We start from the raw sequence: 16,427 nt of genomic DNA on the forward strand, positions 1-16,427 counted from the left end.
ACCATTACCGATGCGTAGAACTCGCCAGTAACCGATCTCGCCAAGAAAACACCAAGCCTCTTATGACACTCTTATTGCAGCCGATGACCCGACGCTCCACTCCTCGGGCCCACCCGCCGCAAGACCCGGGACGGTCGGGAATCGGTCGGAAATTTGTCGACACCAGGGCAGCGCGGCTCTGACACGCGAGCGATACGAGCATTCAGGGAGATACGACAACGTGACGATCTACGAGCACGACCGGGTGTCCGACGACGGGATGACCCCAGATGCTCCAGAGGCCACGCAGGGCACCCATGCTCTCGTCGATCGTCTCACTGCCGGCGAGCTGTACGCCGTTGCGTTCGGCGGACAGGGCAGTGCATGGCTGGAGACGCTCGAGGAGTTGGTGTCGGCGGCCGGCATCGAGTCCGAATTGACCACGCTGGTCGGCGAGGTGAACCTGCTGCTCGAGCCGGTGGCCAAGGAGCTGGTGGTGGTCCGTCCCATCGGCTTTGAGCCACTGCGGTGGGTGCGCGCCCTGGCCGCGGAGGACCCGGTTCCGTCGGCCAAGCAGCTGACCTCTGCCGCGGTGTCGGTGCCCGGCGTGCTGCTGACCCAAATCGCCGCTGTGCGTGCCCTGGCGCGGCAAGGTATGGACCTGACGGCGACCCCGCCGGTCGCTGTGGTCGGACACTCGCAAGGCGTGCTGGGCGTCGAAGCACTGAAGGCCGGGGGTGCCCGCGACATTGAGTTGCTCGCCCTGGCCCAGCTGATCGGTGCGGCCGGCACGCTGGTGGCGCGCCGGCGTGGAATCTCAGTGCTGGGCGATCGCTCGCCGATGGTGTCGGTCAGCAATGCCGACCCCGAGCGCATCTATCGGCTGCTCGACGATTTCTCTCAAGACGTGCGAACCGTGCTGCCGCCGGTGCTGTCGATCCGCAACGGCCGACGTTCGGTCGTCATCACCGGAACGCCCGAGCAGCTGTCGCGCTTCGAGCTGTACTGCAAGCAGATCTCGGAGAAGGAAGAAGCCGACCGCAAGAACAAGATCCGCGGCGGGGACGTCTTCGCGCCGGTCTTCGAACCCGTACAGGTCGAGGTGGGCTTCCACACGCCGAGGCTTGCCGACGGTATCGACATAGTCGGCGGCTGGGCCGAAAAGGTTGGCCTGGACGTCGGATTCGCCCGGAAGATGACCGACGCGATCCTGGTACAACAGGTCGACTGGGTGGACGAGATCATCGGGGTCCACGAGGCAGGCGCCCGCTGGATTCTGGACCTGGGGCCCGGCGACATCCTGACCCGGCTGACCGCCCCGGTGATCCGTGGACTCGGCATCGGGATCGTGCCGGCGGCCACCCGCGGCGGTCAGCGCAACCTGTTCACCATCGGCGCGGTGCCCGAGGTGGCCCGGGCCTGGTCGAGTTACGCGCCCTCGGTTGTCACGCTGCCCGACGGCAGAGTCAAACTCGCGACGAAATTCACCCGGCTGACCGGCCGGTCACCGATCCTGCTGGCCGGTATGACGCCCACCACCGTCGACGCCAAGATCGTCGCTGCCGCGGCCAACGCTGGACACTGGGCCGAGCTGGCCGGCGGCGGGCAGGTCACCGAACCGATTTTCAACGACCGCATCGAGGAACTCTCCGGGTTGCTCGAGCCTGGTCGCACGTACCAGTTCAACGCGCTGTTCCTCGACCCGTACCTGTGGAAGCTGCAGGTCGGCGGAAAGCGGTTGGTGCAGAAGGCCCGTCAGTCCGGCGCGCCGATCGACGGTCTGGTCGTCAGCGCGGGCATTCCCGAGCTGGAAGAGGCTGTCGAGCTGATCGACGAGCTCAACGACATCGGCATCAGCCACGTGGTGTTCAAACCGGGCACTGTCGAGCAGATCCGCTCGGTCATCCGCATCGCCACCGAGGTGCCGACAAAGCCCGTCATCATGCACATCGAGGGTGGACGCGCCGGGGGGCACCACTCCTGGGAAGACCTCGACGATCTGCTGTTGGCCACCTACTCGGAATTGCGATCGCGACCCAACATCACCGTCTGCGTCGGCGGCGGCATCGGCACACCGGAGCGGGCGGCCGAATACCTGTCCGGGCGCTGGGCCGAGTCTTACGGCTTCCCGTTGATGCCGGTCGACGGCATCCTGGTGGGCACCGCGGCGATGGCAACCAAGGAGTCCACCACTTCGCCCTCGGTCAAGCGAATGCTGGTCGAAACGCAGGGCACCGACCGGTGGATCAGCGCCGGAAAAGCCCAGGGCGGCATGGCATCCAGCCGCAGCCAGCTCGGTGCCGACATCCATGAGATCGACAACACCGCCTCGCGCTGCGGGCGGCTGCTCGACGAGGTCGCCGGCGACGCCGAGGCGGTGGCGGCGCGCCGCGACGAGATCATCGCGGCGCTGAACCAGACCGCCAAGCCGTACTTCGGTGACGTCGGCGACATGACATATCTGCAGTGGCTGCAGCGCTACGTCGAGCTGACCATCGGCGACGGCAACAGCACCGCCGACACCGCCGCGCCGGGCAGCCCGTGGCTGGCAGACACCTGGCGCGACCGCTTTGAGGAGATGCTGAAACGCGCCGAAGCGCGTTTGCACCCAAAGGATTTCGGCCCGATCGACACCCTGTTCGCCGACGCTGCGTTGTTGGAGAACCCGCACGAGGCCATCGCCACGTTGCTGACGCACTACCCCGACGCCAAGACCGTTCAACTGCACCCGGCCGACGTGCCGTTCTTCGTCACGCTGTGCAAGACGTTGGGCAAGCCGGTCAACTTCGTCCCGGTCATCGACAAGGACGTCCGGCGCTGGTGGCGCAGCGACTCGCTGTGGCAGGCGCACGACGCGCGCTACGACGCCGACCAGGTGTGCATCATCCCCGGCACCGCCTCGGTCGCCGGGATCACCCGGATGAACGAACCAGTCGGCGAGCTGCTGGACCGCTTCGAGCAAGCCGCGATCGACGAGGTGCTGAGATCCGGCACGCGGCCGCAGCCGGTGACCGCACGCCGGCAGGGCCGCACCGACGTGCACGGGCCGCTGGCCATCGTGCTCGACGCCCCGGACGTGCTGTGGGCCGGTCGCGCCGCCACCAACCCGGTGCATCGCATCGCCGATCCGACCGAGTGGCAGGTGCACGACGGCCCTGAAGAGCCCCGAGCCACCCACTCATCCACCGGTGCGCGGCTTCGGACCGACGGTGATGACGTCGTCCTGAGTGTGCCGGTGTCGGGCACCTGGATCGACATCCGGTTCACGCTGCCCGTCTGCACGCTCGACGGCGGGATGCCCGTTATCCGCACCAAAGACGCCATCGAGGCCATGCGCTCGGTGCTCGCGATCGCCGCCGGTGTCGAGGGTCCGGATGCTCTGCCCCGGGTGCACAACCATACGGCGACAGTGAGCATGCCGTGGGATCCGGAGCGGGTGGCCGACCACACCGGGGTCACCGCGATCTTCGGTGAGCCGTTGGCGCCCGGTCTCACCACCGTGCCCGACGCGCTGGTCGGTCGGTGCTGGCCCGCCGTGTTCGCGGCGATCGGCTCCGCGGTCACCGGCTCCGGCGTGCCGGTCGTGGAAGGCTTGCTCAGCCTGGTGCACCTGGACCACGCTGCTCACCTGGTCGGTTCGCTGCCGACCGTGCCAGCTGAATTGACCGTCACCGCAACGGCTTCCACCGCCACCGACACGGAGGTCGGCCGCGTCGTTCCGGTGTCGGTGACCGTTGCCGGCGCCGACGGCGCGGTGCTGGCCACGCTCGAGGAACGATTCGCAATCCGCGGCCGCACCGGCGCCGCCGAACTCACCGACCCGGTGCGAGCCGGCGGCGCGGTATCCGAGAACGCCACCGACACCCCGCGGCGGCGCCGGCGTGACGTCACACTGAGTGCGCCGGTGGACATGCGCCCGTTCGCGGCGGTCTCCGGCGATTACAACCCGATTCACACCGACCGGGCCGCGGCGCTGCTGGCCGGCCTGGACGCACCCATCGTGCACGGCATGTGGTTGTCGGCAGCGGCACAGCACGTGGTCACCGCCACCGACGGCCAGGCGCGTCCGCCTGCTCGGCTGGTCGGCTGGACGGCGCGCTTCCTGGGCATGGTCCGCCCCGGCGACGAGGTTGATTTCCGGGTCGACCGGGTCGGAATCGACCAGGGTGCAGAGGTTTTGGAGATTGCCGCGCGGGTCGGCTCGGATCTGGTGATGTCGGCGACCGCGCGCTTGGCGGCGCCGAAGACCGTCTACGCCTTCCCGGGCCAGGGCATTCAGCACAAGGGCATGGGCATGGAGGTACGGGCCCGGTCCAAGGCGGCCCGCAAGGTGTGGGACACCGCAGACAAGTTCACCCGTGACACGCTGGGCTTCTCGGTGCTGCACGTGGTGCGCGACAACCCGACCAGCATCATCGCCAGCGGCGTGCACTACCACCACCCCGACGGGGTGCTCTACCTGACCCAGTTCACTCAGGTCGCCATGGCGACGGTGGCCGCTGCTCAGGTCGCCGAGATGCGTGAGCAGGGCGCGTTCGTCGAAGGTGCGATCGCCTGCGGCCACTCCGTCGGCGAGTACACGGCGCTGGCCTGCGTAACCAGCATCTACGAGCTGGAAGCCTTGCTGGAGATGGTCTTCCACCGCGGCTCAAAGATGCACGACATCGTGCCGCGCGACGAGCTGGGGCGCTCGAACTACCGGCTGGCGGCGATCCGCCCGTCCCAGATCGATCTCGACGACGCCGACGTGCCCGCGTTCGTCGCCGAGATCTCCGAACGCACCGGTGAATTCCTGGAGATCGTCAACTTCAACCTGCGCGGCTCGCAGTACGCGATCGCCGGCACCGTGCGCGGTCTGGAGGAGCTGGAGGCCGAGGTCGAGCGGCGCCGCGAAATCACCGGTGGCAAACGCTCATTCATCTTGGTGCCCGGCATCGACGTGCCGTTCCACTCGCGTGTGCTGCGAGTGGGCGTGGCCGAATTCCGTCGCTCGTTGGACCGGGTCATGCCGCGTGACAAGGATCCCGACCTGATCGTCGGGCGCTACATCCCCAACCTTGTGCCGCGGCCGTTCACCCTCGACCGCGACTTCATCCAGGAGATCCGCGACCTGGTGCCGGCCGAGCCGCTCGACCCGATCCTCGCCGACTACGACACCTGGCGCCGCGAACGCCCCCGCGAGATGGCGCGCACGGTTTTCATCGAGCTGTTGGCCTGGCAGTTCGCCAGCCCGGTGCGCTGGATCGAGACCCAGGATCTGCTGTTCACCGAGGAGGCGGCCGGCGGCCTGGGGGTGGAGCGCTTCGTCGAGATCGGAGTGAAGTCGTCACCTACCGTCGCGGGACTGGCCACCAACACCCTCAAGCTGCCCGAATATGCCCACAGCACAGTGGAAGTGCTCAACGCCGAGCGCGACGCGGCGGTGCTGTTCGCCACCGACACCGACCCCGAACCGGAATCCGATCTCGAGGCCGAGCCCGTCGGCGAGGAAGCGCCGATTGCCGAATCCGCTGCGCCGCAAGCTGACGCGGCCCCCGCTGCGGCGCCAGTGTCCACCGGTCCACGCCCCGATGACATTCCGTTCGACGCCGCCGACGCCACGTGCGCGCTGATCGCGCTGGCGGCCAAGATGCGCATCGACCAGATCGAGGAGCTGGACTCCATCGAATCGATCACCGACGGTGCGTCGTCGCGTCGTAACCAATTGCTGGTCGACTTGGGTTCAGAGCTGAACCTGGGTGCCATCGACGGTGCCGCCGAGGCAGACCTGGCCGGGCTGCGCTCCCAGGTCACCAAGCTGGCGCGCACGTACAAGCCTTACGGCCCAGTGCTTTCCGACGCGATCAACGACCATCTGCGTACCGCCCTTGGCCCGTCCGGCAAGCGGCCGGGTGCGATTGCCGAGCGGGTCAAGAAGACCTGGGAGCTCGGCGACGGTTGGGTCAAGCACGTCACCGTCGAGATCGCGCTTGGAACGCGCGAGGGCACCAGCGTGCGCGGTGGCGCGCTCGGTCATCTGCACGAGGGCGCGCTGCCCGACGCCGCGGCCGTCGACAAGGTGATCGACGCCGCGGTTGCGGCGGTGGCCGCGCGCCGCGGTGTTGCCGTTGCGCTGCCGTCGACGGGCGGTGGGGGCGCAACTGTCGACGTGGCCGCGCTCTCCGAGTTCACCGAGCAGATCACCGGCCGCGAGGGTGTGCTGGCCTCAGCGGCCAGGCTGGTGCTGGGCCAGCTCGGGTTGGACGACCCGGTGACGGCGCCGCCGACCGCCAGCGACGCCGAACTGATCGATCTGGTCACGGCCGAATTGGGTTCGGACTGGCCGCGATTGGTGGCGCCGGTATTCGACGCCAAGAAGGCCGTGGTGTTCGACGACCGCTGGGCCAGCGCCCGCGAAGACCTGGTCAAGCTGTGGCTGGCCGACGACGACGAGGTCAACGCCGACTGGATGCGGCTCTCCGAGCGGTTCGAGGGCGCCGGCCATGTCGTGGCCACCCAGGCCACCTGGTGGCAAGGTCAGGCGCTGGCGGCCGGGCGGCAGATCCACGCCTCACTGTACGGCCGGATCGCCGCGGGCGCGGAAAACCCCGACAAGGGCCGTTACAGCGACGAGGTCGCCGTGGTGACCGGTGCATCTAAGGGTTCGATCGCGGCATCGGTGCTCGGGCGACTGCTCGACGGCGGAGCCACCGTCATCGCCACCACCTCCAAGCTCGACGACGAGCGGCTGGCCTTCTACCGCGCCCTGTACCGCGAGCACGCCCGCTACGGCGCGGCCCTGTGGGTGGTCGCCGCGAATATGGCGTCCTACTCCGACATCGATGCCCTCGTCGAATGGGTCGGCAACGAGCAGACCGAAAGCCTTGGGCCGCAATCCATTCACATCAAAGACGCGCAGACCCCGACGCTGCTGTTCCCCTTCGCAGCGCCACGGGTGGCCGGAGACCTGTCCGAGGCCGGTTCACGCGCGGAGATGGAGATGAAGGTGCTGCTGTGGGCGGTGCAGAGGCTGATCGGCGGACTGTCGCGGATCGGCGCCGAACGCGACATCGCGTCGCGGCTGCATGTGGTGCTGCCCGGCTCACCCAACCGCGGTATGTTCGGCGGCGACGGCGCCTACGGCGAAGCCAAGTCGGCGCTCGACGCCGTCGTGACCCGCTGGCACGCCGAGTCGTCGTGGGCGCAGCGGGTCAGCCTGGCGCACGCGCTGATCGGCTGGACCCGCGGCACCGGGTTGATGGGCCACAACGACACCATCGTCAGCGCCGTCGAAGAGGCCGGTGTGACAACGTATTCCACCGACGAGATGGCCGCGATGCTGCTGGACCTCTGCGATGTGGAGTCCAAGGTGGCCGCCGCGCACTCGCCGATCAAGGTGGACCTCACCGGCGGGCTCGGTGATGCCGACCTGGACATGACCGAGCTGGCCGCCAAGGCGCGCGAGCAGGCGACGGGTGAGGCAGCTCCTGACCAGGCACCGGAGGGCACGATCGCCGCGCTGCCGTCCCCGCCGCGCGGCTACACCCCGGCGCCGCCGCCGGAATGGGACGACCTCGACGTCGACCCCGCCGATCTGGTGGTCATCGTCGGCGGCGCGGAGCTCGGCCCGTACGGCTCGTCGCGCACCCGCTTCGAGATGGAGGTCGAAAACGAACTGTCGGCTGCCGGCGTGCTGGAGCTGGCCTGGACCACCGGGCTGATCCGCTGGGAAGACGATCCCCAACCGGGTTGGTACGACACCGAATCCGGTGAACTCGTCGACGAGTCCGAGCTGGTCGAGCGCTACCACGACGCCGTCGTGGAACGCGTGGGCATCCGCGAGTGGGTCGACGACGGCTCGATCGACCCCGATCACGCCTCACCGCTACTGGTGAGCGTGTTCCTGGACAAGGACTTCAGCTTCGCCGTGTCCAGCGAGGCCGATGCGCGCGCGTTCGTCCAGTTCGACCCCGAGCACACGGTCATCCGGCCGGTGCCCGACTCGACCGACTGGGAAGTCATCCGCAAGGCGGGCACCGAGATTCGGGTGCCGCGCAAGAGCAAGCTGTCACGCACGGTCGGTGGACAGATCCCGACCGGCTTCGACCCGACGGTGTGGGGGATCAGCGCCGACATGGCGACCTCCATCGACCGGCTGGCGGTGTGGAACATCGTCGCGACCGTCGACGCATTCTTGTCCGCCGGGTTCAGCCCGGCCGAGGTGATGCGCTACGTGCACCCGACCTTGGTGGCCAACACCATGGGCACCGGCATGGGCGGTGGCACGTCGATGCAGACCATGTATCACGGCAACCTGCTGGGCCGCAACAAGCCCAACGACATCTTCCAGGAGGTGCTGCCCAATATCGTTGCCGCCCATGTGGTTCAGTCCTACATAGGAAGCTACGGCGCCATGATCCACCCTGTCGCCGCGTGCGCGACGGCGGCGGTGTCGGTCGAGGAGGGCGTCGACAAGATCCGGCTGGGCAAGGCCGAGCTGGTGGTCGCCGGCGGCATCGACGACCTGACCCTGGAAGGCATCATCGGCTTCGGTGACATGGCGGCCACCGCCGACACCGAGATGATGCGCGGCCGCGGCATCAGCGACTCGAAGTTTTCCCGGCCCAACGACCGTCGTCGACTGGGCTTCGTGGAAGCCCAGGGCGGCGGCACCATCCTGCTGGCGCGTGGGGATCTCGCCGTCAAGATGGGTCTGCCGGTGCTGGCCGTGGTGGCCTACGCGCAGTCGTTCGGCGACGGCGTGCACACCTCGATCCCGGCACCCGGGCTCGGCGCGCTGGGCGCCGGCCGCGGCGGCAAGGACTCCCCGCTGGCGCGCTCGCTGGCCAAGCTCGGCGTCGGCGCCGACGACATCGCGGTGATCTCCAAGCACGACACCTCGACGCTCGCGAACGACCCCAACGAGACCGAACTGCATGAGCGGCTGGCCGATTCGCTCGGCCGCTCGCCCGGTGCGCCGCTGTTCATCGTGTCGCAGAAGAGCCTCACCGGGCACGCCAAGGGCGGCGCGGCGGTCTTCCAGATGATGGGTCTGTGCCAGATCCTGCGGGACGGGGTCATTCCGCCCAACCGCAGCCTGGACTGCGTCGACGAGGAACTGGCTTCTTCCGCGCACTTCGTGTGGGTCCGCGAAACCCTGCGGCTCCGCGGGAAGTTCCCGCTCAAGGCGGGGCTGGTGACCAGCCTCGGCTTCGGCCACGTGTCGGGATTGATCGCGCTGGTGCACCCGCAGGCGTTCCTGGCCGCGCTGAATGCCGAACAGCGGGCGGACTACCGGCGGCGCGCCGACGCTCGCCTGCTGGCCGGTCAGCGCCGGCTGGCCTCGGCCATCGCCGGCGGGCGGCCGATGTACGAGCGGCCCGCGGACCGTCGTTTCGACCACGAGGTGTCCGAGAAGCGGCAGGAAGCGGCGATGCTGCTCGACACCGAGGCCCGGCTGGGCGACGGCGGCGTGTACCTCCGGTGAGCGTTCGATAGCGTTACGGCTCATGGGCCGCGTCGGCGACGATGCAGAGCGGAGCGATGAGGAGGAGCGGCGCCATGGGCATCGTCGGGGTGGGCATCGACGTGGTCTTCATTCCTGATTTCGCCGAGCAGGTGGATCAGCCCGGAACGGTCTTCGCCGAGACCTTCACTCCCGGTGAGCGGCGCGACGCGTCGGACAAGAGCTCATCGGCGGCCCGCCACCTGGCTGCGCGCTGGGCGGCCAAGGAGGCGGTTATCAAGGCCTGGTCCGGGTCACGTTTCGCCCAGCGGCCGGTGCTGCCGGAGGGTATTCACCGCGATATAGAGGTAGTCACCGACATGTGGGGACGACCCCGCGTACGGCTGACCGGCGACATCGCCAAGCATCTGGCCGACGTGACGATCCATGTGTCGTTGACCCATGAGGGCAACACCGCGGCCGCAGTGGCCATCCTGGAAACCCCCTAGCGCACGCTCGCGCAGGGGTGGCGACCCGCTAACCTCGACACGATGAGCGATCTGGTGGAACGTGTCCGCGAGGTGCTGCCCGCGGTGCGTCGCGATCTGGAGAACCTGGTGCGCATCGAATCGGTGTGGGCCGATCCGAGCCGCCGCAACCAAGTACATCGCAGTGCACAAGCAACTGCGGAGCTGTTGTCGCAGGCGGGTTTTCACGATGTCCAGATCGTCAGCGAAGGCGGCGCACCGGCCGTCATCGCTCGGCATCCGGCACCGCCCGGCGCCCCCACGGTCCTGCTGTATGCCCACCACGATGTGCAACCCGAGGGCGACCGAGCGCAGTGGACGTCGCCGCCGTTCGAGCCCACCGAACGCGACGGCCGACTCTACGGACGCGGCAGCGCAGACGACAAGGCCGGTATCGCAACGCATTTGGCGGCGTTCAGGGCACACGCCGGCCAACCGCCGGTGGGTGTCACCGTGTTCGTCGAAGGCGAGGAGGAATCCGGGTCGCCGTCGCTCGGCCGTCTGCTGGCCGGGCACCGCGAAGTGTTGGCCGCCGACGTGATCGTCATCGCCGACTCGGATAACTGGAGCACCGAGGTTCCCGCGCTGACGGTATCGCTGCGCGGGCTGGCCGACTGCGTGGTCGAAGTCGCCACCCTTGACCACGGCTTGCACTCCGGGCTGTGGGGAGGCGTGGTCCCCGACGCGCTGTCCGTATTGGTGCGGCTGCTGGCCAGCCTGCACGACGATGACGGCAACGTCGCAGTGGCCGGCTTGCACGAAAGCACGGCCGCCGCCGTGGACTACCCCGCCGAGCGGGTGCGCGCGGAATCCGGTCTGCTGGACGGCGTGAGCGAAATCGGTTCCGGCTCTGTGCCGCAACGCCTGTGGGCCAAGCCGGCGATCACCGTGATCGGCATCGACACCACATCCATTGCGGCGGCGTCGAACACACTGGTCCCGCGGGCCCGCGCCAAGGTCAGCATGCGAATCGCCCCGGGCGGCGACGCCGCCGCGCACTTCGACGCGCTGCGCACCCACTTGGAACAGCACGCGCCGTGGGGCGCCCAGGTGACCGTCATACCCGGCGACCTCGGCCAGCCCTACGCAATAGATGCCTGCGGGCCGGCCTACGACGCCGCACGCGCGGCCTTCCGGCAAGCCTGGGGGACCGAGGCCGTCGAGATGGGGATGGGCGGCTCGATCCCCTTCATCGCCGAGTTCGCCGCAGCGTTCCCGCAGGCCGCGATCCTGGTCACCGGCGTCGAAGATCCGGCAACACAGGCGCATAGCGTCAACGAGAGCGTGGATCTCGGCGTGCTGGAACGAGCGGCGATCACCGAGGCGCTGCTGCTGGCCAACCTTGCCTAGACCGACAGGTCGCGGCGCAGTTTGGCGACGTGTCCGGTGGCCTTGACGTTGTACTGCGCGACGGCGACCTTGCCCTTCTCATCGACGACGAACGTCGAGCGGATGACGCCGGTGACGGTTTTTCCGTACATCTGCTTTTCGCCGTAGGCGCCCCAGGCGGTCAACACTTTGCGGTCGGGATCGGACAGCAGCGGGAACGTGAGGCTCTCCTTGTCGCGGAACTTCGCCAGCTTCTCCGGCTTGTCGGGGGAGATGGCCACGACGTCGAGACCGGCGTCGTTGAGTTCAGCCAGGTTGTCTCGAAAGTCGCAGGCCTCTTTGGTGCAGCCCGGGGTCATCGCAGCGGGGTAGAAGTAGACGATCACCTTGCGGCCCTTGAAATCGGACAGCTTCACCGTGTTGCCGTCGGCGTCGGGAAGGCTGAACGCGGGCGCTTTGTCGCCAGGCGTAAGACGTGCGGTAGCGGTCAAAGAAGGCCCCTTTCTGTTCACCGGCGCGTCGGGACCGGTGTTGGCTGATCTAGGGTAGTGCGGCAGGCATCAACCCAGGGAGGGCGAGAGTGGCGGAGCGGGATCCTGACACCATCAAGCAGGAGATCGACCAGGCCCGCGACCAGCTCGCGTCGACGGTCGATTCACTGGCTGAGCGGGCCAATCCCCGCCGAATCGCCGAGGACCTCAGGGTCCGGGTGATCACCTTCGTCAAGAAGCCCGTGGTGGCAATCTCGCTGGCCGGGCTCGGCGCCGTTGTCGTCGTGGTGGCGGTCCGCAGAATCCGCAATCGGTGACGAAGCCCGTTCATACGTCAATTGATCGCGCCGCCGAACATGTATGTCCCGGTATGGCTCAAGCGCGCCCAGGGTGCCGCATAAACGCGGAATCCGTGGCTGCGCGCGAGTCGGCAAAAGTGGTAGTCCTCCGCTAGCAGCCGGCCCGATTCGGGGTCGATGCCGGTGGCGTAGAACTCGCTGATTGTCCTCTCGTCCTCGGTGTAAGCCGGCACCTGCTCGGACAACTTCTCGAACACCCCGCGCTTGACCAACATGAACCCGGCGCCAGCGCCGGCTACCTCCAGCAGCTGGTCGGGGTGAACAGGCGCCGATCTGTCTAGTGGGTCGAGGGCGAATGAGGCCACGTACTTATGGAGCTCTTCGGGCGGAACACCCTGTTTGGCCGCCTCGCTCACACGCTGCCAGTTGATTTCCTTCTTGGGGTACATGCCGCAAACGATGTCTTTATCAGCTCGCACCATGCTCACGATGTCCATGGGGCTGAAGCCGATATCCGCGTCGATGAACATCAGGTGCGTGGCCGAAGAGCCCAGGAATTGATGGACCAGCCCGTTCCGCGCGTGTGCCACCAGGCTGTCGTTCATCGTGTAGGCGTAGAGCACCCCGATCCCGTTTTTCATCAGCGCAACGGGCGTTTGCGCCAGCGACCAGACGTAGGGCCCGGTGGCCATGCCGCCGTACATCGGCGTGGCCACGAACACGGTCGGCGCGTTGGCATTCGGCTCGGTCATGTACGCCGGTCCCACTCTCCGTAGGTCAGTGTCGGTTATGCGTCCCGCCGTCGCAACCGCGCCCTGCGAGATGGGGCCGGCAACATCGACCGATGGGGTGCACCCAAGGGTGCACGCGAGCTGTGAAATCGCTTTGACCTGGTGCGCCGTCAGGGTTTCGAACCCCGGACCCGCTGATTAAGAGTCAGCTGCTCTACCAACTGAGCTAACGGCGCCTGGATCCATATGGACTGCGTTTGCGACAATAACAGGCATTGCGCCGTCGGGCGAAAATCGCTGGCTGCGACGCCCAACCGCCTAGCGCTGCGGTCAGTCGCGGACGCTTTAGACTACTCCTCAGTAACTGGGTTGTGGGTCGCGAGGGGAACAACGTAAGTGGCAGGTCGCTGGAAGTCGGGTCGCCGCGTGTGCCGACTGTGGCTAGCAGCGCTGCTGATCCCGCTTGCCGTCTTCGGCGCGGGGGCCTGCAGCGGCGGCGGCGGGACGCCGCCGGCGAAGACGATCATGGACAAGGGCACACCGTTCGGCGACCTGCTCGTGCCCAAGATCACGGCCTCGGTCACCGACGGCGCGGTCGGCGTCGCGGTGGACCGTCCGGTGACGGTGAGCGCCGACGCCGGTGTGCTGGCGTCGGTCACCGCGGTCAACGAAAACGGGAAATCCGTCGGCGGCCAACTCAGCCCCGACGGCGTGCGCTGGTCGACCACCGAGCCCTTGGGCTACAACAGGACTTACACGCTGACCGCCAAAGCGCGGGGACTCGGTGGCGTGGCCACCCGCCAGATGACGTTCGAAACGCAGTCGCCGCAGAACCTGACGATGCCCTATGTCATGCCGCACGACGGTGAGGTGGTGGGTGTCGGGGAACCGGTGGCGATCCGGTTCGACGAAGACATCGCCAACCGGGCGGCGGCGGAGAAGGCCATCGCGATCACCACGGATCCGCCCGTCGTGGGCGCGTTCTACTGGCTGAACAACCGTGAAGTGCGTTGGCGCCCTGAGCATTTCTGGAAGCCCGGCACCAACGTCAACGTCGCGGTCAACACCTACGGCGTCGATCTGGGCGACGGGCTCTTCGGTGAAGACAACTTGAAAACACACTTCACCATCGGTGACGAGCTCATCGCGACGGCCGACGACACCACCAAGATGCTGACCGTGCGGATCAACGGCGAGGTCGTCAAGACCATGCCGACGTCGATGGGCAAGGACAGCACGCCGACGGCCAGTGGCATCTACATCATCGGTGAGCGGTTCTCGCACATGATCATGGATTCGTCGACCTACGGCGTACCGGTCAACTCGCCCAACGGCTATCGCACCGAGGTGGATTTCGCCACGCAGATGTCCTACAGCGGTGTGTTCGTACACTCCGCGCCGTGGTCGGTGGGCGCCCAAGGCCACACCAACACCAGCCACGGCTGCCTCAACGTCAGCCCCAGCAATGCGCAATGGTTCTACGAGCACACCAAGCGCGGCGACATCGTCCAAGTCATCAACACCGTGGGCCCCACATTGTCGGGAACCGAAGGACTCGGCGACTGGAACATCCCGTGGGAGCAGTGGCACGCCGGCAATGCCAAGGCATGATGACCGTGCTGACCTCACTCATGTCGCAACTCCGACGGCTTGCCCCGGGTGTCGAGATATGCGGATAGCTCTTCACGCAACTCCGACGTGATGATGCCAAGCTGCCGCCGCGATGGCGCGGCTCCGGCACGCGCATCGCGTTCGGCGGTCAGTGACCGGCCCCAGAGGGACGCACATGCTTTGACCATCGACTCGCGGTCGAGCCCAAGTGCGGTTGCGGTCTGTACGTCGGCGCGGGCATACCCCGCTGCTGTGGCGACTTCTGCAGCGCTGCGTCCAGCGAGAGCGAAGCGGGGGGGAGTGACTGGCGCGTCGGCGAACAGGCTGGCGGGCGGTGCGCCTGCCAAAGCGTCACGCACGCCATCGCCGTCGATCACGATGCCCTCGGCGAGCTCGATCGGAGTGTCGGAGATGACCAGATCGGCCAGCCTGACGCGGAAGTCGGGCTGTGCAAGGCGGTCGAGTGCAGCGCAGACGATGAGATATGTCGCCAGAGAAGGGGTTACGTCACCTCGCTCGAAGGCTGCGGCGCGCAGGTAACTCCACGGGAAGCCCAGCGCCGTGACTTCCCTCGCCAGCTGGTCATGGGTCACCCCGAGGACCTCTGAGCGGATGCGGCGCACGTTCGCGCCGACTATAGCGACCAGCGGCCGGGCGGTGTCGGCTGTGGCGCGGGTCACGTGTTAAAGCGTATCCGATACGCGAGCCGTTCTGGACATTTCGGACTGTTTCGGATAGTTTAGTGTCCGATACAAGGACGTATCAGAATTTCGAAACATTCTCGGTGTGTCATGGATCGGCCGGATCAGATGCTCTTCATCACCAATAGCGGTTACGCCAAGAACACGCGCAGCGCCAACCCGGCCGACGCCGCGGTGCAGACGCGGCGTCGTCGCGCTCACCGCCGACGTCAGCTACCACCTGGCTGGCGGGTAGCGCCAAGCAAAGGACGAACGAATAATGGCTTCCACCAAAGAATCTCACACGACACCACCCGGCCTGAACGTGATGGCCATCCTGCTCGTCTTGGCGGTCCTGGCGGTGGCATTCGGCTGCTGGGTCGACGACGAGATCCGTCGTCATGCCGAACGCCACGGCGCGCCGTACCACGGACTGCCCGGCGCCGCGAGCAACCTGCACCCGTCGGGAACCGTCGTCGTGCTCGGCGATGCGAAAGCTAATGGGTGAACCCGACAGTCGCGGCCTCAGATCGGCCTCAACCCAGGTAGCAGCGTTACGGCTTCGGGGTGGCTGACGGGACTCGAACCCGCGACACCCAGGATCACAACCTGGTGCTCTACCAGCTGAACTACAGCCACCATCGCCGCCAGCCCAGCGGCGGCGACGTCGATACTAGCCGCTCGGGCGCTCGGCGGCCGAATCGATTTCCTCCGGCGTGGGCGGTTCACCTCCAAGCTCGATGGCCACCGCCGCAATGTCGCCGGTAGCGGGGCCTGGCGGCGGCACAAATGCGGTGCGCCGGTAGAACTGCAGTTCGCGGATGGACTCGTGAATGTCGGCCAGCGCTCGATGGGCGAGGCCCTTGGTGGGCTGGCCGTAGTAGATGCGCGGATACCAGCGCCGGCACAGTTCCTTGATCGAGCTCACATCGATCATCCGGTAGTGCAGAAAAGAGTCCAAGACGGGCATATCGCGTGCGATGAAGCCACGGTCGGTGGCGATCGAGTTGCCAGCCAGCGGTGCCGTTTTCGCCTGTTTGACGTGTTCGCGGATGTAGTCGAGCACCATCGTCTCCGCGGCCGCCAAATCCACGGTGGACGCGCGGACTTCGTCGATCAGCCCTGAGCGGGTGTGCATCTCGGCGACCACGTCGATCATCGATGACAACGCGGCGTCGTCGGCGTGAATCACCACATCGATGCCGTCGCCGAGAATGTTCAGGTCGGCGTCGGTGACCAGCACGGCGATCTCGATCAACTTGTCCGAGCGCAGGTCAAGGCCGGTCATCTCGCAATCGATCCACACCAGTTCGTCGCGCATAGAGTTCACAGTAGGCACACGTTAAGCCATGACCT

10 protein-coding genes and 2 tRNA genes are annotated in these 16,427 nt (G+C 67.2%); 6 read left to right on the forward strand and 6 right to left on the reverse strand.

From position 1 onward, the window contains the following. The first annotated feature begins 220 nt into the window (after positions 1–220). The 3 genes from AWC06_RS18645 (at position 221) to AWC06_RS18655 (ending at position 11,280) form a co-directional block, all read left to right on the forward strand. Positions 221–9,445 (forward strand): type I polyketide synthase, encoded by a 9,225-nt coding sequence (locus tag AWC06_RS18645; RefSeq protein WP_085199501.1) that lies wholly within the window; start codon positions 221–223, stop codon positions 9,443–9,445. Between the two features lie 74 nt (positions 9,446–9,519). Next, positions 9,520–9,912, forward strand: a complete 393-nt coding sequence (acpS, locus tag AWC06_RS18650; protein ID WP_085199502.1) for a holo-ACP synthase AcpS — start codon at positions 9,520–9,522, stop codon at positions 9,910–9,912. A gap of 42 nt (positions 9,913–9,954) precedes the next feature. Then, a complete protein-coding gene (locus AWC06_RS18655; protein ID WP_085199503.1) occupies positions 9,955–11,280 on the forward strand; it encodes a dipeptidase in 1,326 nt (441 codons plus the stop codon). On the opposite strand, the gene bcp is transcribed toward AWC06_RS18655, so the two are convergent. Further along, positions 11,277–11,750 (reverse strand): thioredoxin-dependent thiol peroxidase, encoded by a 474-nt coding sequence (gene bcp / locus AWC06_RS18660; protein WP_085199504.1) that lies wholly within the window; start codon positions 11,748–11,750, stop codon positions 11,277–11,279. The two genes, AWC06_RS18655 and bcp, sit on opposite strands and share 4 nt — an antisense overlap. Before the next feature lie 89 nt (positions 11,751–11,839). On the opposite strand from bcp, the gene AWC06_RS18665 reads away from it, so the two are divergent. After that, positions 11,840–12,067 carry a DUF3618 domain-containing protein gene (locus tag AWC06_RS18665; protein ID WP_085199505.1) on the forward strand — a complete coding sequence of 76 codons (228 nt, stop codon included), beginning with the start codon at positions 11,840–11,842 and terminating at the stop codon, positions 12,065–12,067. A gap of 17 nt (positions 12,068–12,084) precedes the next feature. Here the strand turns inward: AWC06_RS18665 and AWC06_RS18670 are convergent, their stop codons facing one another. After that, a complete protein-coding gene (locus AWC06_RS18670) occupies positions 12,085–12,801 on the reverse strand; it encodes a hypothetical protein (protein ID WP_085199506.1) in 717 nt (238 codons plus the stop codon). Between the two features lie 139 nt (positions 12,802–12,940). Next, positions 12,941–13,016: transfer RNA gene (locus AWC06_RS18675), tRNA-Lys, on the reverse strand. 160 nt (positions 13,017–13,176) lie between these two features. On the opposite strand from AWC06_RS18675, the gene AWC06_RS18680 reads away from it, so the two are divergent. Further along, positions 13,177–14,391 carry a L,D-transpeptidase gene (locus AWC06_RS18680; RefSeq protein ID WP_085199507.1) on the forward strand — a complete coding sequence of 405 codons (1,215 nt, stop codon included), beginning with the start codon at positions 13,177–13,179 and terminating at the stop codon, positions 14,389–14,391. Between the two features lie 14 nt (positions 14,392–14,405). Here AWC06_RS18680 and AWC06_RS18685 read toward each other — a convergent pair whose 3' ends face one another. After that, on the reverse strand, positions 14,406–15,071 hold the full coding sequence (locus AWC06_RS18685; protein ID WP_085199508.1) for a helix-turn-helix domain-containing protein: 666 nt from the start codon (positions 15,069–15,071) through the stop codon (positions 14,406–14,408). Positions 15,072–15,351: 280 nt separating this feature from the next. On the opposite strand from AWC06_RS18685, the gene AWC06_RS18690 reads away from it, so the two are divergent. Continuing rightward, positions 15,352–15,579 carry a hypothetical protein gene (locus AWC06_RS18690; RefSeq protein WP_085199509.1) on the forward strand — a complete coding sequence of 76 codons (228 nt, stop codon included), beginning with the start codon at positions 15,352–15,354 and terminating at the stop codon, positions 15,577–15,579. A gap of 58 nt (positions 15,580–15,637) precedes the next feature. Here the strand turns inward: AWC06_RS18690 and AWC06_RS18695 are convergent. After that, positions 15,638–15,710, reverse strand: a tRNA-His gene (locus AWC06_RS18695). A gap of 34 nt (positions 15,711–15,744) precedes the next feature. Further along, positions 15,745–16,392, reverse strand: coding sequence for an oligoribonuclease (gene orn / locus AWC06_RS18700; RefSeq protein ID WP_085199510.1), 648 nt, complete (start codon positions 16,390–16,392; stop codon positions 15,745–15,747). Between the last annotated feature and the right edge of the window lie 35 nt (positions 16,393–16,427).

Origin of the sequence: Mycobacterium fragae (assembly GCF_002102185.1) — a bacterium.
Taxonomy (GTDB): domain Bacteria; phylum Actinomycetota; class Actinomycetes; order Mycobacteriales; family Mycobacteriaceae; genus Mycobacterium; species Mycobacterium fragae.